The sequence below is a fragment of the Arthrobacter sp. Soil761 genome (assembly GCF_001428325.1).
Taxonomy (GTDB): Bacteria; Actinomycetota; Actinomycetes; order Actinomycetales; family Micrococcaceae; genus Arthrobacter.
Genome location: NZ_LMSF01000003.1, coordinates 1 through 18452 on the forward strand (window position 1 = coordinate 1; position 18452 = coordinate 18452).

Annotated in this window: 19 protein-coding genes; 12 read left to right on the forward strand and 7 right to left on the reverse strand. The window is 64.3% G+C overall.

Annotated features, from left to right (window positions below; genetic code table 11):
* Positions 1-91 precede the first annotated feature (91 nt).
* The gene (locus ASG79_RS03995; RefSeq protein WP_056388627.1) at positions 92-1438 is read left to right on the forward strand and encodes a ParB/RepB/Spo0J family partition protein; all 1347 of its coding nucleotides are present in this window, start codon (positions 92-94) and stop codon (positions 1436-1438) included.
* A gap of 326 nt (positions 1439-1764) precedes the next feature.
* Here ASG79_RS03995 and ASG79_RS04000 read toward each other — a convergent pair whose 3' ends face one another.
* Entirely contained in the window at positions 1765-1992 is a 228-nt protein-coding gene (locus tag ASG79_RS04000; protein ID WP_056388633.1) for a DUF2188 domain-containing protein, read from the reverse strand.
* A 162-nt stretch (positions 1993-2154) separates the two neighbouring features.
* Entirely contained in the window at positions 2155-2769 is a 615-nt protein-coding gene (locus tag ASG79_RS04005) for a helicase associated domain-containing protein (protein ID WP_235509727.1), read from the reverse strand.
* Positions 2770-3309: 540 nt separating this feature from the next.
* Between ASG79_RS04005 and ASG79_RS04010 the strand changes: the two genes are divergently transcribed.
* The 7 genes from ASG79_RS04010 to ASG79_RS04040 all read left to right on the forward strand — a co-directional run bounded on the left by ASG79_RS04010 (position 3310) and on the right by ASG79_RS04040 (position 6386).
* Entirely contained in the window at positions 3310-3576 is a 267-nt protein-coding gene (locus ASG79_RS04010) for a glutaredoxin family protein (protein WP_056388636.1), read from the forward strand.
* 5 nt (positions 3577-3581) lie between these two features.
* The gene (locus ASG79_RS23800; protein ID WP_200953140.1) at positions 3582-4496 is read left to right on the forward strand and encodes a single-stranded DNA-binding protein; all 915 of its coding nucleotides are present in this window, start codon (positions 3582-3584) and stop codon (positions 4494-4496) included.
* Positions 4497-4554: 58 nt separating this feature from the next.
* Complete coding sequence (locus ASG79_RS04020; RefSeq protein WP_056388638.1) at positions 4555-5160, forward strand: DNA-binding protein; 606 nt, start codon at positions 4555-4557, stop codon at positions 5158-5160.
* The gene (locus tag ASG79_RS04025) at positions 5153-5413 is read left to right on the forward strand and encodes a ParB family protein (protein WP_056388641.1); all 261 of its coding nucleotides are present in this window, start codon (positions 5153-5155) and stop codon (positions 5411-5413) included. The genes ASG79_RS04020 and ASG79_RS04025 overlap by 8 nt, the downstream gene beginning before the upstream one ends.
* 2 nt (positions 5414-5415) lie before the next feature.
* Positions 5416-5712, forward strand: a complete 297-nt coding sequence (locus ASG79_RS04030; RefSeq protein ID WP_056388642.1) for a helix-turn-helix domain-containing protein — start codon at positions 5416-5418, stop codon at positions 5710-5712.
* A 49-nt stretch (positions 5713-5761) separates the two neighbouring features.
* Entirely contained in the window at positions 5762-6013 is a 252-nt protein-coding gene (locus tag ASG79_RS04035) for a DUF6225 family protein (RefSeq protein ID WP_056388643.1), read from the forward strand.
* A gap of 61 nt (positions 6014-6074) precedes the next feature.
* Positions 6075-6386 carry a tudor domain-containing protein gene (locus ASG79_RS04040; RefSeq protein ID WP_056388646.1) on the forward strand — a complete coding sequence of 104 codons (312 nt, stop codon included), beginning with the start codon at positions 6075-6077 and terminating at the stop codon, positions 6384-6386.
* Positions 6387-6950: 564 nt separating this feature from the next.
* Here ASG79_RS04040 and ASG79_RS04045 read toward each other — a convergent pair.
* Together ASG79_RS04045 and ASG79_RS04050 are read right to left on the reverse strand one after the other, a co-directional pair.
* A complete protein-coding gene (locus ASG79_RS04045) occupies positions 6951-7256 on the reverse strand; it encodes a hypothetical protein (RefSeq protein ID WP_056388648.1) in 306 nt (101 codons plus the stop codon).
* Positions 7257-7286: 30 nt separating this feature from the next.
* Positions 7287-8003 (reverse strand): hypothetical protein, encoded by a 717-nt coding sequence (locus ASG79_RS04050; protein WP_056388650.1) that lies wholly within the window; start codon positions 8001-8003, stop codon positions 7287-7289.
* Between the two features lie 244 nt (positions 8004-8247).
* Between ASG79_RS04050 and ASG79_RS04055 the strand changes: the two genes are divergently transcribed.
* The 4 genes from ASG79_RS04055 (at position 8248) to ASG79_RS04070 (ending at position 11819) form a co-directional block, all read left to right on the forward strand.
* The gene (locus tag ASG79_RS04055) at positions 8248-8640 is read left to right on the forward strand and encodes a MobC family plasmid mobilization relaxosome protein (RefSeq protein WP_235509728.1); all 393 of its coding nucleotides are present in this window, start codon (positions 8248-8250) and stop codon (positions 8638-8640) included.
* A gap of 3 nt (positions 8641-8643) precedes the next feature.
* Positions 8644-10281 (forward strand): relaxase/mobilization nuclease domain-containing protein, encoded by a 1638-nt coding sequence (locus ASG79_RS04060; RefSeq protein ID WP_056388654.1) that lies wholly within the window; start codon positions 8644-8646, stop codon positions 10279-10281.
* 30 nt (positions 10282-10311) lie between these two features.
* On the forward strand, positions 10312-11544 hold the full coding sequence (locus ASG79_RS04065; RefSeq protein WP_056388656.1) for a hypothetical protein: 1233 nt from the start codon (positions 10312-10314) through the stop codon (positions 11542-11544).
* Positions 11545-11612: 68 nt separating this feature from the next.
* On the forward strand, positions 11613-11819 hold the full coding sequence (locus ASG79_RS04070; protein WP_056388659.1) for a hypothetical protein: 207 nt from the start codon (positions 11613-11615) through the stop codon (positions 11817-11819).
* Positions 11820-12632: 813 nt separating this feature from the next.
* Here ASG79_RS04070 and ASG79_RS04075 read toward each other — a convergent pair.
* From ASG79_RS04075 to ASG79_RS04085, 3 genes are all read right to left on the reverse strand, one after another.
* Positions 12633-13733 (reverse strand): ATP-binding protein, encoded by a 1101-nt coding sequence (locus tag ASG79_RS04075; protein WP_321165367.1) that lies wholly within the window; start codon positions 13731-13733, stop codon positions 12633-12635.
* A 161-nt stretch (positions 13734-13894) separates the two neighbouring features.
* Positions 13895-14797: a diguanylate cyclase gene (locus tag ASG79_RS04080; RefSeq protein WP_321165418.1), complete on the reverse strand. Its 903-nt coding sequence runs from the start codon at positions 14795-14797 to the stop codon at positions 13895-13897.
* Entirely contained in the window at positions 14797-18093 is a 3297-nt protein-coding gene (locus ASG79_RS04085; RefSeq protein ID WP_156400156.1) for a PAS domain-containing hybrid sensor histidine kinase/response regulator, read from the reverse strand. Before ASG79_RS04085 ends, ASG79_RS04080 begins: the two co-directional genes overlap by 1 nt.
* Positions 18094-18452: the final 359 nt, after the last annotated feature.

Below are 18452 nucleotides of genomic sequence, written 5' to 3' on the forward strand. Positions count from 1 at the left end.
CCAGCAACCAAAAAACAACGGGGGGAGAAGGGGAGCTGGCCGGTCACCTAAGCCGCCCCACACCCCTCACGTCTCTGCAAGGACAAAAACCATGAACGCAGCACCCACGCTTGAAATGCTCGACCCGGCAACCCTCACCGTTGACATCAACGTCCGGAAGGACGCCGCCCTGACCGCTGACTTCATCGCCAGCATCAAGGAACACGGCGTGATGGAACCCGTGATCGCCCACCGCAAGGACGACGGCACCGTGCACGTCCTGATGGGTCAGCGCCGCACCCGCGCCGCCGTCGAAGCCGGACGGCCCCTGATCCCGGTCATGATCATCGACTCACCCGAGGAAGCCGAACGCATCGTCACGCAGGTAGTGGAGAACATTCAGCGGGCCGAACTGACCGAAGCCGACGAGGCCGACGCCTACCACCAGCTGTCCCTGATCGGTGTCTCGGCCGCCGCGATCGCCAAAAAGACCGGACGCACCAAGACCACCGTCGAATCCGCCCTGAAAGCCAAGTCCACCGACACCGGAGCCGCCGCCCTGGGCAAGGGATACACCATCGAAGAAGCCCTGATCCTCGCTGAGTTTGAGTCAGACGAGGAAGCGACCGCCGAGTTGGAGTCGGTCATCATGGACGAACCCGACATGCTCCTGCACGTCACCCAGCAGCTGCGCGACAAGCGCGACCGCGCCGCCGCGCTGGCCGCGCTCACCGCAGAGCTGGAAATAGCCGGAACCATCGTTGTTCCCGAATGCGGGTACGGGGAGGACAGCGAAACCCTCCGGGTCACGTCCCTGAAAAGGGCAGACGGGGAACCGGCGACCGCCGAGGACGGAAACGCCGTCTACATCGAGACGGACTATCGCGGCGAGCACTCCACCGTCGCCGTCGTCACCGGCTGGAAGGACCTGGGCTTCACGCTCCGCTACTACAGCGGCTACGGCACATCATCGGCCCCCAAAGGCCCCATGACCGAGGAGCAGAAGGCCGAACGGAAGACCCTGATAGAGAACAACAAGCTGATGCAGTCCGCAACTGTGGTCAGGCGTGAATGGGTCAAGAACCTGCTGGCGAAGAAGCAGGTCCCCAAGGGCTGGCAGTACTTCACCCTCCATGCGATCACCCACCACGCCGAAACCGCCAGCGGTTACGAGGGCAAGGTGGCCGCTGAAATGGTCGGGGCGAAGGTCGAAGAATCCAACCAGTGGGCGTGGAACCCGCTCAGGGACCACGTCGCCAAAACCACCGCACGCCCGGAGTTCGGACTGATTGCGCTGGTCTGCGCCGGGTATGAAAAGACCATCCAGAAAGACTCGTGGCGCTCACCGAGCCAAACCCACCGGGACTACCTGAATCAGCTGGTCGCATGGGGATACACCGCATCGGAGACTGAGCAGATCATCATCGACAGCGGCGAAAAGACCGAGAAGGCCGGATAGACCACGGTTCCTGTGCCGGGCGGCGGATCCCGAACCCCGCCCGGCACAGGCCCCAATCACCGAAGGAAGGCCAGGAACCTACCAGAGGTCGGGCGGTCCGCCGCCCAGGGCGAACCACAGCAACCACTCACCAGCGGCGGACCGCCGTCCTGCGCCGGCAACCAGGAACACAAAGCAGGAGCCGCGCTCCAGCAACGAGGCTGGGAAAGACCACGGCCATCACTTCAGTTAGACTGACCCTAGATTTCTTGCAGAGAAACCCGAAAGGAGCCGGCACATGCCGGCTCCTTTCCGGGTTAACAAGAGAACCCGAGTCTCAGCGCGATTCAGCCCGGGACGTTCCTCGGATCGTTGCCATAGCTGTTCTTCTCAGCGATCTGGCCGTCCTGATTCTTGATGACGTGCTCGACCTTGTCCGCTTTCGCGGCGTCGCGGCCGGCGGCCACCGCCTCGTCCTTGGTGCCGTAGCCGGCCCCGAAGGCGCGGCCAGTGCCTTCGCGCTTGTTCTTCCACGCACCGTCTTCGTAGTACGTCTCGATGTCACCCTGAGCCATTTCACACTCCCTCTGCCGTTCGGTTCCAAGACACCTGCTGCGCAAGCGCGGATAGCGAAAAACCCCGCAGGACGTTCATCGTCGTGCGGGGCCTTCCTGGCAACCACTCCGCCTGATGGGGGACAGGCGGAGAAGCTGACACCAACCTAAGAGAAAGCATGCTTAGTTTTCAAGCGAGGGAGGTTTTGGGCGGCCGCCCCGCCGGGGCCGGCCCTGCCGCCAGCCCGGCAACTCCGCGTCCAGCCTTGCCTGCCTGGCAGGGGCCAACGTGCCTTGGCGGTAGGCGATTCTTTGGCCGTGGATCCACACCCCAAGGACACGCTCCTGCTCGGTGCCGGCCTTCTTATGCAGCGGCCAGTCCTTGCCCTCCGCGCGGTAGGCGATGAGTTCGACCAGGCGCTGATTCCACAGCGCTTCGCGTCTTTCTTTTTGCCGGCGCGGTGCGTCCCAGCCTGGGATTTCCTCGAGCCGGGTTTTGACGGTGGGGGAGAGGGTGCCGTTGTCGGCGTCCTGGCGCCTGCGCCCAAGCCAGGAGCTCAGGGCCCGCTCCCGCGCGGACTTCGCCCTGGGGTTGGGCAGCCGGCCTTCGGCCCGATACAGGGCAATAACGTCCTCGAGGTTTTGCAGGCTCCGGCTGTCCATCTTCGCCGGAGGGCGCGGCGCCGCACGTCGATGCTCGGCCCGGAGGGACGGTTCTTCCCGGGCAGCGATCTGCAGGTGATACCGGACCGTGGACTCCGCGGCCGCCGACAACGACGCGATCCTGGAAGCAGGCATGCCCGCCCGATACATCTGCACCCACTCCGCGTCCGGTGCATCACGCCGCGCCCCGCCCATACACCAACACCCCCCGCTTCCCCTGCCTGGGACCTCCGGCCCTCACACACACCTCACCGTAGGCTACCCACAGCCGGGCATCCCGCCCGGCCGGACACCTTCCCCATGGGCCCACACTGACGCTGCCGGGACACCCAAACACCAGGGCACGCATTCCTCCAGCAGGGACGCCACCTATTCACATCGCCCATTACCCAAGGACCCGTACGTCACCACAGCCGGCACGAGCCTTCCAAGGCGCATGGGGGCTGCCGCCGTCGGAGCCTGCGGGGATGACCACAGTCGCCAGCGGCGGGACTCGCCATCCGCAACCGAAATCGGCGGCAGGGGGAATTGCACATTTGCGCGTAAAAAGGTTCCCCAAAAAGCCTAAGAATAAGCGGCAAAACCTCTATTCATTCAGTTGAATGATTGCTAAAATTGAGGTAGCAAGTCAGCCAGACGAACGAAACTTATTTGATACGAAACCAGGTGCTGAAAATGACTGCAACACCGGCCGCTTACACGGTCTACACCAAGCCCAACTGCCCGAACTGCGAGAAGACGAAGGACTACTTCGACGCCAAAGGCATCACCTACACGACCGTGGACATCACCGAAGTCCCGGCAGCACTGGAGTACATCACCGCCGAACTCGGCTACTCCCAGGCGCCCGTCGTCGTGAACAACGCGGACGACGAGGACCACTGGTCCGGCCTGCGCCGCGACAAGCTTGTCCAGGCGGCCATGAGTCACAAGGCAGCGTGAGGACCGTGACCACCCCGCGCCCGGTCATCGGGTACAAACTCAGCCCACGGATCCCCTTGGAGGTGGACCTGTTCCGCCAGGTCAACCCCAGCGGCAGGATCCACCCCGACATTGTGGACCCCTACGTTATAGAACCCGCCATTGTGGAACCCCTCATTGAGGACCTGCACGACGGCTTCTACGCCGTCCCGGACAAGGGAGTGGATGACCGGTACCTGGAGACGATCAGCCGTGCCCCGCTCGGGGAGGGCGGGCTCTGCGACGCGCACACTGCGAACCAGTACCAACCCAACGACCTGACCCACGACGAACCGGGTGGGACCGAACCTCAGAACGAACCCACAACACATACCGAGAACATCACCAGCACACGAGGAAAAGGAACCATCATGGCCGGCGAAACCACGATTACTGTCATTGGAAACCTGACATCAGATCCAGAGCTGCGCTTCACTCCGAGTGGGTCTGCCGTAGCGAACTTCACCATCGCTTCAACGCCCAGGACCTTCGACCGTCAGTCTAATGAGTGGAAGGACGGCGAGACGCTTTTCCTTCGGGCCAGTGTGTGGCGGGAAGCGGCTGAGAACGTGGCCGAGTCCCTGGCCAAGGGCATGCGCGTGATTGTCACGGGCCGGCTGAAGTCCCGTTCCTACGAGACCAAGGAAGGCGAGAAGCGCACCGTGATCGAGCTCGAAGTGGACGAGATCGGCCCCTCCCTCCGGTCGGCCAACGCCAAGGTCAACCGTACCCAGCGCGGCAGCGGCCAGGGCGGACAGGCGGGTGGTGGCTTGGGCAACCATGCCAGCCCGGCAGGACGACCTGCCGGGCAGGACGACCCGTGGGCGACCCCGGTGAGCAGCAACGCCGGCAGCGGCTGGGGCACCGGCCCGGACTCCGAGCCGCCCTTGCTAAAGCGTTGAAAAGTCGTAGTAGGAGTAGTAACGTTACTACTCCTACTACTTGCATGGAGATGCCGCCATGATCACGAGTGTGAAAGACCGCGTGTTTGCTGCCGCCGAGCAGATCAGCGCCGAGCGCCGCCCGACCGTCTCCACGGTCCGTGCCGCTGCGGGTGTCAGCAACGCGGACGCTACCCGGTACCTGAAGGAATGGAACGAGGAGAAGCTCGCTGCCGGGGGGCGGGTGGCCGCGACGCCGCCCGCCTTGCTCGAACAGGCGACGCGGCTCGCGGCAGGCTGCTGGGCGGAGGCCTCCGCCCAGGCCGCCGAACAGCATGCCGCCGTCGAGACGGTCTGGGTGCAGGAACGTAAGGACAAAGATCAGGAAATCTCCGAACTGGTGGCGGACCTGGACAAGGCCGCCGTTGAGAAGGAATCCGCGGCCGCGGAATTCCAAGCCCGCATCACCGCCTTGGAGTCCGGGGTGAAGGCTTTGGAGCAGCGGCTGGCCGCTCTGGGCTCGGAGCTCGAAGAAGCACGTGCGTCAGAACGGGCTGCCGCTGGCGCGGCATCGGAGGCGGAGAAGAAGCTCGCCAGCGCCGAGGCGCGCAGCGCCACTCTGGAGAAGGTACACAACGCGTTGTTGCAACGCGTCGCCCCGGAGGGCAAGGCTCCCGGTGCCTAAGAAGAGCAAATCCTTTTCGCCCTACTTCACTGAATCCGACGCCGACCAGGTGCGCGCGGCCGTCCAGGAAGCCGGCCATCTCGAGGGGTACGCGTCCATCACCGATCTGATCGAGGCGGCGACGCTGCGGGAAGTGAAGCGGTTGCAGCGCAAGTACAACGGCGGCAGGAAATGGCCGGGGGTCCCCGCGGGGGAACTCCGCCCCGGGCAGCGCACCCGCGAAGAAATCCGTCACCGGAACGAGGGCAAGTAAGCATGCCTAAGTGGAGCGAGGACATCGAGCAGATGCCAGCACTTGAACCGGAACATACGAGGTTCCCGCGGCTGCTGACGCTCGCCCAGGTCAGGGAGATCCTGAACGTGGGCATGCCAACCGTATACGCTTTGGTTTCATCGGGGGAGCTGCGCGCCCTGCAACTTAGTGGAGGCCGCCGCATGTGGCGTGTCAGTGAGGATGACCTGGAGGCCTACCTGGAGCGCTGCTACCTGGAGACCCAGGAACGCATCGCCGCCGGAACCATCAAGGCTGAAGCCCTCGACGGCGAGGACTGAGGCAATGGTCATCGCCTTGGCTGTCAGTGCCAGGTGAAAGGATCTGACAATGGACTTCGAACACGCCGTTCAGGCCTGGACCGTAGGGCGGTTGCGTGATGCCCTCGCTGGGCTGCCGGACGACCTGCCAATCATCGTCGACGTCGCCGAGGAACCGGGTGGCGATACCGTTCAGGAGCAGGTTGTCGTCCATGCTGGCTTTGGTCACGGTGTCGATGGCCGGGGGGAGCCGTTCGTTGGAAGGGATTTTCGGATCGGCTGCGAGTTCCCATCGGGAACCTATCTGCAACCCGACCGATAACGGCCACCTGGCGACAGAGTCTTCCCGGCCTAACAACAACGGATCGGAGCAGCGACAAGCCATGAGCGACAACGAGACGAACTACGTAGCTGGCCTTGCAACTCGCTGGGCTGGAACCGACCCCATGGAGCAGTGGGTGAATGCGGCCCCCGAGGGCGGGCGAACACCGCTTGAGGAGACCATCCGCGAGTACCTGGGTAGCCACAACCCGTTCCCTGACGAGAGCGCCGTTGAAGTTTTGCGGGGCGATGGGTCCAGCTGGGAGCAGGCTGTCATCGTTGAACGCGTTGGCGTGGACGAGTGGACCGTGGAGTACAAGGACGGCGAGCAAGCATGGCGCGACCATCACGAGCTGCGGCCGGCGGCCCGGTAGGATCCGGCCATCCCGGCCGGCGATGTCCCTGCCGACGGTTAGAGGATCCAGGCCCAAAGCAGCATGAAGGCCGGCACCCGATGGGGTGTCGGCCTCTTCGTCGTAGCGGATGTTTGTGATGACGGCCTATGCGGTTGGTGCCCTTGCTTGGATCACGCGGGCAAGCGGTACCAGGTGGTGATGAGCGCCGCCCTGCAGCTTGTGGTTGTCACGCAGGTGACCCCGGCTGGAGCCCCCTGCGTGCCTTAGAAGCCCGCTCACTGATCACGATTCCGTCGCTGCCCAACCTCGCCCCGCGTGGACGGTGTGTGTCGTCCCTGCTGAAAGAAACCTGACCCCCGCGGCAGGTAGGCCGGCAACGCCGGTCTTGGTCCATGGGGAAGGGCTCCGTTGGTGAGTTCAGCGGTCCCAGGCTGTGCACATTCGCCCGATCGCGGTGGTGACATTTGCGCTCATGGTGTCCTGGCGGTTGTGTGCAGTCGGTCAGGTGGGTCCCGTCGTCCATCATGTGTGCGGGAAAAGCAGCGGAGTGGGTGGGCTTTTGCCGTGCCCGTGTGCGAGGGGCTAGTTGTTGTCCTGGGCGCTGCTTGGCGCGGAAGGTACGGCTGCGTCGGCGGTCTTGGTTTGGGCCTTGCGCCGGCGTCCTGCGGCGGCTGGTTCCAGCCCAAGTTTCTTGAGTTCTTCGGGGCTCCAGCCGTCGCGGGTTGCTTTGACGTAGGCGCGCTTGTCGTCCCGTTCGGCGGCCGCGAGCTGTTCTTTCAGGTCGGATACGCGCTGGCGTGCGTGGACGAGTTCTTCGACGGACTTGATGCGGGTGTTGAGGAGTTCGCGTGCCTGGTTTTTGGTGGCTTCGATGTTGATGGTAGCCATGCTGGTTCTGTTCCTTTTCAGGTGGTGTGGTTAGCGATCGAAGGCGTGGCCGACGCTTGCGCCGGCAGGGGCACGATGGCTTTCGGCTGCAACAGCGGGCGTTGTGCTGCGGACCGCTTCGGCTGCCGGATGCGGGAAGGAGAGCTGGGCTGTCTTCATCGCCTTTTGGTGTTCCGGGGAGAGCAGTTCGGGTTGGCCGAACTGGTCGATTTCCTCGAGCACTTCCGGGATTGAGGTTCGCTGGTAGGCCCGCAACAGGTCTGCCCGGGTGGGGATCTCCTGGGCGACCAGGTGGGCGATGTCCTCGACGTGCGGGTGAAGCGCCGGCGGAACCATATTGCGGACTGATTCGGTCACGTCCGGCAGTATGGCCGCCTGGAAGTCGGTCAGAACCCTGGGTTCCTCGGTGCCCAGATATGCGGGCTCATCCCCGTACACGGGTGGACGTTCGGCGAGGGGAGTCGGCAGGAAGACATGCGCGTTAAGGTGCTGTCCGTCCTGGCGAATGAAGGCGGTAGACCCAGTTGCCTCTCGGAGGTGCCGTTCTGCAACCTGATCCACGAGGTAGCCGACGAATTCGAGCGATTCGTCGGACTGCAGACGGTGTGCTGCCGCCTGCAGGTGAAAGCGCGGATTCGGCGTATCGACGGCGAGGTCGATGACGATCTTTCCGGCGAAGAATGAATCGGGTTCGTAGGTGATGCTGCCTGCTGAAAACTGGTCCGTTCCTTGAATGTCCTGACGCATTGTCTCCCCCTGAGCGTGTGTCGTACGGTCCTTCGACCCTAGCCCGTCATCCGGGCCGGTCCGATGCAACACGCCGACAGACCGCCCAACGGCGGAGCAAGCTATACATTTACACGGGTGTAAATGGCGTGTCGCTCACAGCCCGGTGGTTGTTCGCTTGACACACTGGTCGTGTGGTCCCCGGTTTCGGGGTCGCTGCGCTGGGCTTTTGAACCGCTGAGCCGTTGAGGGATTGGGGGAGTGCGTGTCTGAAGAGGATGAGAAGCCGCGCTCCAGGCTGTCGAGGCGGCGCCGCGCGAATTCCCCGGCGGGGACGAAGAAGCGCCGGGATGTGTGGGTGACCGCGGAGGAGGAAGCGGCCCTGGTTGCCCGGGCGGCGGGGGAGAAGGTCACGGTCCCAAACCTGCTGCTTACGGCTGCCTTGTCGGAATCGTCGGAGACCCCGACGCAGCGGAAAGCTGCGATGGCTGAACTGATGGCGATCCATACGTTGTTGGCACGGGTGTCGAACAACGTGAACCAGATCGCCCGGCACGCAAACGCCGGCGATGAGTTCCCGCAGGATGCCAAGGCTGTGCTGGCGTATGTGCGTGAGGTGGCGATGCGGATTGACCGGACCATTGAGGGGTTGATGTAGGGAATGATTCCGAACATCACCCGCGGCTCGAGGATGGCCGGCTTGATGGTGTACCTGGCGTCGACGGATGCGGATAAGACGAAGAACGCGCACGCCGACCCGCACTTGGTCGCCGGTGATGCGGCGATCATGGCCTGGTACGACGACGGTGTCCTGGATAAGGACGATGCGGCGGCGATCGCGAAGCATCTGGATCAGCCGCGGAGGGTGTTCGGTGTCGAGGTGTTGCAGAAGGATTTCCGCTGGGACCCGGTGACGAAGGAACGGGTGCCGAACGGGCACAAGCACGCGGACGTGTGGCACTGCTCGTTGAGCCTCCGCGCTGAAGAAGGCGCCCTGACGGATCAGCAGTGGGGCGACATCGCGAACGACTTCGTGGACGCGATGGGCTTCACCGAAGCCAGCGGCAAAGCCCAGTGCCGGTGGGTCGCGATCAACCACGGCACGAGCGAGAACGGCAACCACCACATCCACATCGCTGTGTCCCTGGTGCGGGAAGACGGCACCAAGGCCTCCACTCACGGTGACTACAAGCGTGCTCAGCAGACCTGTCGGCAACTGGAAAGCAAGTACGGGCTCGAAGAGCTCTCCAGTGTGCACGCCACGCGCGGGTATGACCGGGCCGAGAAGGCCACCGCCGCACGGGACGAACGGGAAATGCACCGTGCCTCCCTGGCCAGGAAGGTGCGTGCCAGCGCCACGGCGTCGGGCAGCGAAGCGGAGTTCATCCGCCGCGCCAGAGACACCGGCCTGCTGGTGCGTCCCCGGTATGTGAAGAACACCACCGACGTCATCGTCGGCTACTCCGTAGCCGAGCGCCCGAAGCCGGGGGAGCGGCCGATCTGGTTCGGCGGCGGCACCCTCGCTACCGATCTCCGCCTCGGCCAGTTACGGCAGGAATGGACAGACACCCCGCAGGCCGCGATGGAGGCAGCTGCCGAGTGGAACGCCGCCGCACGGAACAAACGCAAAGCCAACCCCCGCGGCCCGGAGAAGGCCACACCGGACCCGCAGCTCTGGGTTGACTACACCCGGAACGCCACCGTCCTGGCGGACGAGCTTCGCAAGATCCCGCGAGATGATCACGCTACCTGGGCCAAGGCAGCACGCGATGTTTCCGGCGCCTTCGCAGCCTGGTCTTACAGGCTCGAACCGACCCCCGGGCCACTGGCCGCAACAGCAGCCGAACTGTCCCGCACTGCCCAGCTCCGCGCCCCGCGGCAACACGGCAAACCCGTCGCTCTGCCGTCCATTGCCGGTACCGCCATGTTGTTCATGGCAGCCTCGAGCAAGAACAAGACAGCAGCGCAGACAGCCCTCATGGTGCAGCTGATCAACACCGCGTTTGCGGTATACGAAATGCACGCCCAGTCCGGCCGTACCCGCGAAGCCCAACGCATCCGGGCAGTAGTCGAAAACCAGCTGGCCCCGTTCACCGCAACCATGCCCAAGACCGTTCCGGTAGGAGCAGAACAGGAACCCGCCCGCGAGGCTGTGACCCCGCCTCGTGCGGTTGATATTGCACGCCGCGGCGTGGCTCCAATTCGTCCCGGTTCGGCGGTGCCCACAACACCCACGCCGTCCACACCAGCGAAGACCTATCAGCCCAACCGGGGGACCGGGCCGGGACTCGACCGATAAAAATGACACAACTAGTGCAAGGGGACCACCATGAGTGAATCAGACGGCATCGACGACTTTCTCGACAACGGAATGCGGCAATCCCTGATGGTCGCCTCGCGTATTGCCGAGACGCTGGCCCGCCGCCGGCAGGAAGCCCAGCGACAGCAGGAACACCTCGACTCCCAGGCTGCACGGGAAGCCCAGGCGCGCCTCGCGGCTGAACGCAGCTCAGCCCGTGCGGTCCTCGCAGCTGTCCAGAAAGATGAGTGGTGGGACAGCGCGCAGCCGGCCGACATCGCCACGGCACACGCCGTCGCTGAAGGATGGAAAGACCACGACCCCACCGCCCTTGAAGCCTCCGCGAGGATCCGCGAAGAAGTCCTCGCCCGATACGGCATCGACACACACGACGTCGGCACGGACACCGCCTACCTCGAATCGGGAATCGCGACCATCGCAACCGAGCAGGCCGGGCTGGACGAGCTGGCACGCAGCCAGCAAGAAGCACGGAAAGCCGCCGCCGAATACGAGAAAGCCATGCAACTGATCTCGGCTGCACAGGCGGAAGAACTTCGAGCCCAGGCGACAAAGCTGGCACCCGAAATGGAGCGCCACCACGTACCCGTCGAGTACCTGGCAAACCCCGAGCTGACACAGGCCCTGCAGCGCGCCCACAACGCGAAAACACCCAAAGCTGCTGCGGCTGCAGACACCGACATCAAAGAGCGGCTGTTCCTCATAGGCAAGGACGGCATCAACGGCCCCGACATCGAGCAGCTGCGCAAAGAAACCACCGCCAACATCAACGGTGCCAGCGAATCCCACTTCAACGATCCCCGGTTCGTGAAAGCAGCCAAAGAGATGCACGAAGCCAAGCTCTTGGCCGAGGGCGGATTCCCGGGCTCCGAATTTGCATCAACGGAACAACGGTATGAGCGGGCCGAAAAGGAACTCTTCGCCCGCCTCGACGGCGTCGGCCGCGAAATCGAAAACCGCGTCACAGGCAACGACAGCACTCGCCTTACCGATCAGGGACTCAAAGCAGAAACCGCATCAGCTGCCGGCTACGGATCAGCCGAACACCACACAAAATTCGCCGAGTCCCTGGAGGAAACCGGGGCCAGCGACGCGCAGATCCGCGGCCGGCTCACCGCGGCACGCAGCGAGGGGACGCACCCCGGCGCTGCCATCACCATCGGCAAGGGTGCGACGAGGGCACGCAAAACCCGGACGGGTGCAGCCCTCGGCACGGAGCGGGCGAAAAACGGTCTAAGCCGCTGACGGCGGCACCACCAATGACGGGCGGCCCAGGCGGCTCCGCCGAAACCCACCCGGCAAGCGAGGAACCCATGACAGACGAGCCCGATATCCCAAAACGCCCACAGATCTACGAGAGCGATCAGGAGGTCATCGAACAGGCCATCAGGTTGCTGGCGGAGTTGGACGATGCCCCGCTGAATCAGATGACCCCTCTGTACTATCAACACGGGTTCGAGGAATTACGGATGTTGGTCGGCGATCTGCTCCGGATCCTTCGACGCAATCCCGCGGAGTGAGCCAGCCCAGTTGCAGCTGCGGGCCGATGTGAACGCCGTTTGTCCAGGAAGTGTCCGGGCAAACAGCTGCCCGGAGCCTGTGGCGGTGACAGCAGAGACGCGCGACGTGCTCACCTTCGACGCTGGAGACTGCGTCCATGCCCGTTGGGCCAAGTTGGAGCCGGGCCTGCGCCTAAGGCCGGGGCTCCGGGCCATCGGTTCGGGCGCAACGTTTGGCATGACGGTTTGCAACGCGGATACTCGACGATTCACTTCACCGCCCGACTGACCTCGGCCGCTGTGCGCGCGGAGTGGGGCCAGCCAAGAATTCACTGTGGCGGGCCGACGGTGGGGCCCACCGAAGTTGATGGATGACCCAGCCGCCGGCCCTTCCCCACATCAAGACCCCACCCCCCAATCGGCGGGAACTTGGTTCAAGGCTAGGACCGGTTACCAAACGGCAGCCCCTGTTAGGCACAATGTTCGCTCAAGACTGTCCCAACCCCGGCCCTGCTATTTTCCGGGGGAGCATGCCCCTGAGCGACGGCCATCAGGTTACTCCAGGCAGCTTTCGGGTGGGAGTACGCGCATTTGTACCGGTTCCTCGCCAGCGACCCGCTTGCGCCCCGGCGCCCCATCGTGAGGACATATGGAAGCCGTGGCAGACCCGTCGCGCCCCGGACCACGGCGAACACGCCTCATGGGTGGCCGGTATGACCGGTTCCGACTCGCCTTTGGAGCCGGCGTTCCTGGACATTCCTGCGCTGAACCCGTGTGCTGGCCGGGGAGTTCTGACTCTGGTCCCGGGGCCTGCACTGTTCCGGTTGGGTGGTTTTAGTCGGCGTTGAGCTTGCGCAGGTACTGGCGAAGGCCTGGTATCGCGAAGTCGATTTTGCCGTGGCCGGCTGGTTCGACCAGGCCTGCGGCCAGCAGGCGTGAGCGGTAATTGGCAATGAGGTTGGTCTTCGCTTTGAGGCGCTGTCCGATGTCGCCAGCGATGGACGGTCCGTCATCTTGGGCCATGGCGCGCAGGAAATCGAGGTCCTTTCCGGACGCGGTTGAGAGGGCGGCTTCGATGACGGTGCGGGCGTTGCGCCGGTGTGCGGCCTGTACCGCCCGGTCCGCCTCGGCAGCGGTCACTGCGCCGTTGTTGTTCTCGGCTTCGCGCCAGAGGAAGTAACCGACGAGCTGGATCAGGAAGGGGTAGCCGCCGGTAGAGGCGGCTGCTTCCTGGACGAGATGCGGCGGTATGTCGAAACCGGCCGCGGCAAAAATGGAGGTGAAGGATCTTTCGACGTCGCGGATGCCCGCTGCGTGGAGGTCTATTTTGTCGGCCCGGCGCAGGAACGTCGCAACGCCTTCGTTGAGCAGGTCCGATACCGCGGCGGGCAGTCCGGCGAAGACCAAACCGATCGGCAGCCGGTCCTGAATGAAGTGTTGAACGCTCGCTGCCAACTGCGCCAGTTCGTTGCGGTCCGCGGCGTGAATCTCATCCACTGTGATGATCAGGCCGGTGTTTCTGTCGTTGAGGAGTTGGAGAAGTTCTTCGCCGAGCCTGCGCCATGCCACCTGGCGTTCGGGTGCCAACTGGGTGGTGATGCTGAAGCCTGCCGCGCCGATGGCGGTTATGCGCCGGTTCTGCGGGCCGCTGCCAAGTTCCTCGGTCAGAGTGCGCATCGCCTCGCCGATGCGGCCCATGAAGCCTTCCGTTGCGGTCTCGGCGATGACTGCCCAGCCTTCCTGGCGGGCGGCGTCGTGGGCTGCCCCGAGCATCACCGTCTTGCCGATCCCGCGGGCGCCGGTGAAGATGGTGAGCAGGCCCGGGGCGCCCGAGCCAAGCCGGAGGCCGTACTGGAATTCGTCAAGGAGGCCTGCCCGGCCGACGATCTCCGGTGGAGTCGCTCCCGCCGAGGGTCTGAATGGATTTTCAATCACAGACCCATCCTATGAGTTTCTGTGAGTTTTGTGAGTTAGGCGGCCCCGGTGAATCCTGTGAGTTTTGTGAGTATCGTTCTCGGGTGAAGCGCCGGGCGGTCCACAATGCGATGTTGGCACCGCAATCCGCGGGAGTGCGTGGGGCGCGGTGCGCACGCGGTTTAGGGTGTGATTTCTACCCGGTTCCGGCCGGTTGCTTTCGCGGCGTAGAGGGCCGCGTCGGCCTCACGCAGAACGTTGTCGGCCTCGGCGTGATAGTCGGCGAAGGCTGAAATACCTGCGCTGAGTGTCAGGTGGCCGGTCGGGTCTCCGGAATGGGTGATGTTCAGCGTCTGGACCGCGTGAAGCGCCCTTTCCAGCATTTCCTTGGCTCCTTGTAGCGTTTGCCTTGGCAGGATGAGCAGGAATTCCTCGCCACCGTACCGGTACACGCCGTCGCTGGCGCGCGCGACTGTGGCGAGGGCGGCACCAACGGCCTGCAGGGCGAAGTCGCCTGCCTGGTGCCCGTAGATGTCGTTGTAGCTTTTGAAGTTGTCCACGTCGCGCATGGCGAGGCAATATTCCTCGCCGTACCGGAGGCTGCGTGCGTGCAGTTGTTGGAGGTCTTCGGTGAGCTTAAGGCGGTTGCTCAGGCCAGTCAGAGGATCGGTGCGGGCTTGGTGGGAGAGCATCGTCCGATAGTGTGCCAGGTCGGCGTGGAGTGTGGTCACGCGCTGTGCCACGAGCAGCCGGGTATGCAGGACGAAGGGGTCCAGCGGCTTGGTGACGTAGTCGTCGGCGCCGGCCTCGAGGCCGGCGAGGACGTCGTCCCGGGATCCTTGCGACGTAAGGAGCATGATGTAGGTGTACAGGTCGGTGGTCCGTGCCCGGATGGCGCGGCACAGCGCTAGTCCGTCCAGGCCGGGCATCATCCAGTCCGTGACCACCACGTCCGGCTGGTGTTCCAGAAACAGGGCCCACGCCTCATCGCCGTCACTGGCGGTGAGGCAGCTATGGCCGGAGCGTTCGACGGCGGCCTTAGCCACCATCAGCGAGCCCGGGTCGTCATCTGCCACCAGGACCATCATGGGGCGACGTCCAGGGCACGATCGAGTTCGATATCCACCTGCTCAAGCTCCGTTTCCAACCTGCGGACCAGCTCCGCAGCGTCGTCGTACTGCCCGGCCGATCCCAGAGTTTCCAGGTCGCCGCACAGGGCCGCAGCTGCAGTGGCTCCGATGTTGGCCGCGGCACCCCGCAGGGCGTGTGCGGCCCTGGTCACTGCGGGACCGTTGTTGTCGTTGATTGCTCTGTCCAGAGCGGCAAGCCGGTGCGGGACATCTTTCCGGAAGGCTTCTGCCGCCGCGGGCAGCAGGCCCAGCCCGTCCACCGGTCCGAGGTCTCGAAGGATGGCCAGACGGCCCTGGTCGAGCCCCGCCCGTGGGGACGTTTGGTCACTGGCGGTCCGGCGGCCGGTTACGGCCAGGGGTTCCCCGGGCACGAAACGTGTTGGCTGATCGGGGACCCACCGGGCCAGCACTGTTTCGAGGTCCGTGGCGTCAACGGGTTTGGAGAGGTAGTCGTCCATGCCGGCGGCGAGGCAGCGTTCCCGGTCCCCGTCCAGGGCCCCGGCGGTCATGGCGATAATGGGCAGCCGGCTGCTCGTGTTCTCGCGGCTCCGGATGATCCTGGTGGCCTCGAACCCGTCCATGACCGGCATATGGCAGTCCATCAGGACGGCGTCATACCGCGTATTTTCGGTGCGGGCCACGGCTTCAACGCCGTTGGCGACGACGTCCGCGGCGTAGCCCAACATCGTCACTGTTGCGCGGGCTACGAGCTGGTTGACTTCGTTGTCCTCGACGATCAGGAGTCGGCCGAGGATATGCCCTGGGCTCGCGGGCCTGGTGGCTGGCCGCTCACGCAACGCCGCACTTGTCATGGCCGTGAGCCTCTCGGCCGGGGTGCGTTGTTCGCTGGTGGACATCAGGCGGATCAGGCGGTTGTAGAACTCGGAACTGCGGACAGGTTTCATCAGCCATTCCCGGACGCCGGCTTCGGCAATTGTTGCGCCGCTGATCTGCATGGTGGAGGTGAGCATGATCAGTTCCATGGTTGCCAGGGTGGGGTTGGCCTTGATGGAGCGGGCCAGGTCCAGGCCGTTGGTTTCGGGCATGCAGAGATCCAGTACCGCAAGGTCGAAGGGTTCTCCCCGTTCTGCCGCTTCGCGGGCCCTGGCCAGGGCGGTCCGGGCGTCGGGCGCGGCGTCAGGTTGCAGCCGCCAGCCGCGTAATTGCGATTCCAGTACCAGTCGGTTGGTGGCGTTGTCGTCGACCACCAGTACCCGCAGCCCGGTGAGAATTTCGGCGGTCGGTAGGGGATTGGTCGACGGCGGTGCCACCGGCAGGGGGATACGGAACCAGAAGGTGCTCCCTTGACCGGGGGTGCTTCTCATCCCGATCTCACCGTTCATCGCTTCCGTTAGGCGGCTGCAGATTGCCAGACCCAGTCCGGTGCCGCCGTAGCGGCGGGTTGTTGAGGCGTCGGCTTGGGAGAACGATTCGAATAACCGGGCATGCTGTGCGGGTTCGATGCCGATTCCCGTGTCCCGGACTTCGAAGTAGACCATGGCGGCGGACCCGGGCCCGGTATCGCGTGTTTCGGCCTTTATTCGAATGGCCACCTCGCCGGCAGCGGTGAACTTCACAGCATTGGAGGCCAGGTTCAGCAGGACCTGGCGGATCCGGCCTGAATCCCCGATCAGTCTGCCGGGCAGGTCAGGCTCACAATAGGCGATGAGCTCCAACCCTTTGGTTTGTGCCGGCTCTGCCAGCAGCCCCGCGACTTCCTCGACCAGAACCCGGGGATCGAATGGACGCAAGTCCAGATCCACCTTGCCGGCCTCCAGCTTGGAAAAGTCCAGGATGTCATTGATCAAGGCCAACAGGGCGTCACCTGCGCCTTTGACCCCTTGCGCATACTGCTTCTGTGTGTCATCCAAAGGGGTTTCGAGCAAGAGTGCGGTCAGTCCCACCACACCGTTCATCGGCGTGCGGATTTCATGGCTCATGGTGGCAAGGAATTCGGATTTGAGCCTGCTGGCTTCCAACGCGGCTGCCCTGGCGGCCTTCAGTTCGTCCTCGGCGGCCCGGCGGAGCGTTATGTCCCTGGCGATGACTGCGATGCCGCCAAGGTTCCCGTCTTTATTGATCGGTGAGACTGTCAGGGACACCGGTATGAGCGTCCCATCCTTTCTCACATGTTCGGTCTCGAAGTTCACCGCGGCGCCGCTTTCCCTCAGCCGTTCGAATATCTCCTCGGTCCCATCGGAGCCGCCCGGAGCCACGAGGATGCGCCCGTCGCGGCCGAGGGCCTCCTCGGCAAGGTACCCGTACTGCAGCTGAGCCCCGGGATTCCAACTGGTAATGATGCCCTCCGGAGTGGTGCTGAAGATGGCGTCCGTGGAGGAATTCACGATCGCGCCCAAGCCCTCCAGCTCGGCAGTACGGACGGCCACTTCCTCCTCCAGTCCGGTGGCAAGAGTGATGTTCTGAACAACGATCAGCACCTGCCGGACGAGGATGAGGACGACCGTTATCCTGGCTACCACCAGCAGGAAGGTATTCATTTCCTGGACGTGCGGTCCGGCAACGACAACCAGCGCCGCCAGGATCGGCGCGTAGGGGAGCAGTTCCAGGGCCAGGGCGAACGCCTTGCGCTCAGGCTGCGGGTTTTCCGCGTACGGCAGCAATGGTGCAAGCGCGATCAGGAGGAAGGCGCCAATCCACCCCAGGGCAAGGGGCGATCCCGTGACGCCCGTGACGCCGTCGAACGTGAGCCTGACGTAGGTGCTGTCGGTGATGGTCAGGGCGAGCAGCCCGCTGCCGAAGCACAACCAGGGGAGCCGTTCGCCCGGTTGCCGGCGCATGGCCAAGACCAAGACCAGGGACGTGATGACCACGTCTACGACGGGGTATGCGACGCTGACCAGCACGGTCAGGACGTCGCCTTCAGAGCTCAGGGCCGGCCCGAGCGCCGTGTACCAGCTGATCGCCAAGACCGAGCCGGCAATCACCGAGGCATCGAGTGCCGACCTGACCCAACCCACCTGGGCGGTGTCAGCCGGCCGCTTGAAGCTGAACAGCGCGGCGGCGGCAGGGATTGAATACGCAAGGAAGAGTACGTCGGCAACCGAGGGAAACGGATATGTGTTGTTGTTGGCGAGCCCGAAGTAAGTCCACAGCGCCTGCCCCGCGGCCCACGTAAACGCGGCCACAGCCAGGAGGGACCACGCCCGTGCATTCTCACCACGCCGACCGGCCCTGCTGCAACTGATGCCAGCCACCACGGCGGCCGCGAGGATGAGGAAGTCGCCGGTCACCCTGGCGGCCGCGGTTCCGTTATTCCAAACGAAATACAATGCCAGCGCAGCCAGCAGTACGACAGCACATCCCGCGAGCCAAGCGAGTCTGGTCCTGCTTCGGCCGACCGGTCGAGGAAGTTCGAGGCGACCGTTCTGAGACACGTTGAGCCCTCCCAATTGGGCGCCTCGCACCCGCAAGAACTCGAGACCCGGGCCGCCCGAACACCCGGACGGAGACGCACACCCAAAATATATCCCTACGACCTCAACGCCGAGGGCACCATGCCCGTAGGCGCGCAGAGAGGGCGGTCTTCTCTTCGGGCAGCGGGTGAGTGCACTTCGTGGCCCTTGTGGTGGTGAAGCCTGGGATTAGGGGG

What these genes read in the sequence shown, in the direction of transcription:
- ASG79_RS03995 (WP_056388627.1), top strand. Translation starts at nt 92, where the DNA reads ATGAACGCAGCACCCACGCTTGAAATGCTCGACCCGGCAACCCTCACC.
- ASG79_RS04000 (WP_056388633.1), bottom strand. Translation starts at nt 1,992, where the DNA reads ATGGCTCAGGGTGACATCGAGACGTACTACGAAGACGGTGCGTGGAAG.
- ASG79_RS04005 (WP_235509727.1), bottom strand. Translation starts at nt 2,769, where the DNA reads ATGCCTGCTTCCAGGATCGCGTCGTTGTCGGCGGCCGCGGAGTCCACG.
- ASG79_RS04010 (WP_056388636.1), top strand. Translation starts at nt 3,310, where the DNA reads ATGACTGCAACACCGGCCGCTTACACGGTCTACACCAAGCCCAACTGC.
- ASG79_RS04020 (WP_056388638.1), top strand. Translation starts at nt 4,555, where the DNA reads ATGATCACGAGTGTGAAAGACCGCGTGTTTGCTGCCGCCGAGCAGATC.
- ASG79_RS04030 (WP_056388642.1), top strand. Translation starts at nt 5,416, where the DNA reads ATGCCTAAGTGGAGCGAGGACATCGAGCAGATGCCAGCACTTGAACCG.
- ASG79_RS04035 (WP_056388643.1), top strand. Translation starts at nt 5,762, where the DNA reads ATGGACTTCGAACACGCCGTTCAGGCCTGGACCGTAGGGCGGTTGCGT.
- ASG79_RS04040 (WP_056388646.1), top strand. Translation starts at nt 6,075, where the DNA reads ATGAGCGACAACGAGACGAACTACGTAGCTGGCCTTGCAACTCGCTGG.
- ASG79_RS04045 (WP_056388648.1), bottom strand. Translation starts at nt 7,256, where the DNA reads ATGGCTACCATCAACATCGAAGCCACCAAAAACCAGGCACGCGAACTC.
- ASG79_RS04050 (WP_056388650.1), bottom strand. Translation starts at nt 8,003, where the DNA reads ATGCGTCAGGACATTCAAGGAACGGACCAGTTTTCAGCAGGCAGCATC.
- ASG79_RS04060 (WP_056388654.1), top strand. Translation starts at nt 8,644, where the DNA reads ATGATTCCGAACATCACCCGCGGCTCGAGGATGGCCGGCTTGATGGTG.
- ASG79_RS04065 (WP_056388656.1), top strand. Translation starts at nt 10,312, where the DNA reads ATGAGTGAATCAGACGGCATCGACGACTTTCTCGACAACGGAATGCGG.
- ASG79_RS04070 (WP_056388659.1), top strand. Translation starts at nt 11,613, where the DNA reads ATGACAGACGAGCCCGATATCCCAAAACGCCCACAGATCTACGAGAGC.
- ASG79_RS04080 (WP_321165418.1), bottom strand. Translation starts at nt 14,797, where the DNA reads ATGGTCCTGGTGGCAGATGACGACCCGGGCTCGCTGATGGTGGCTAAG.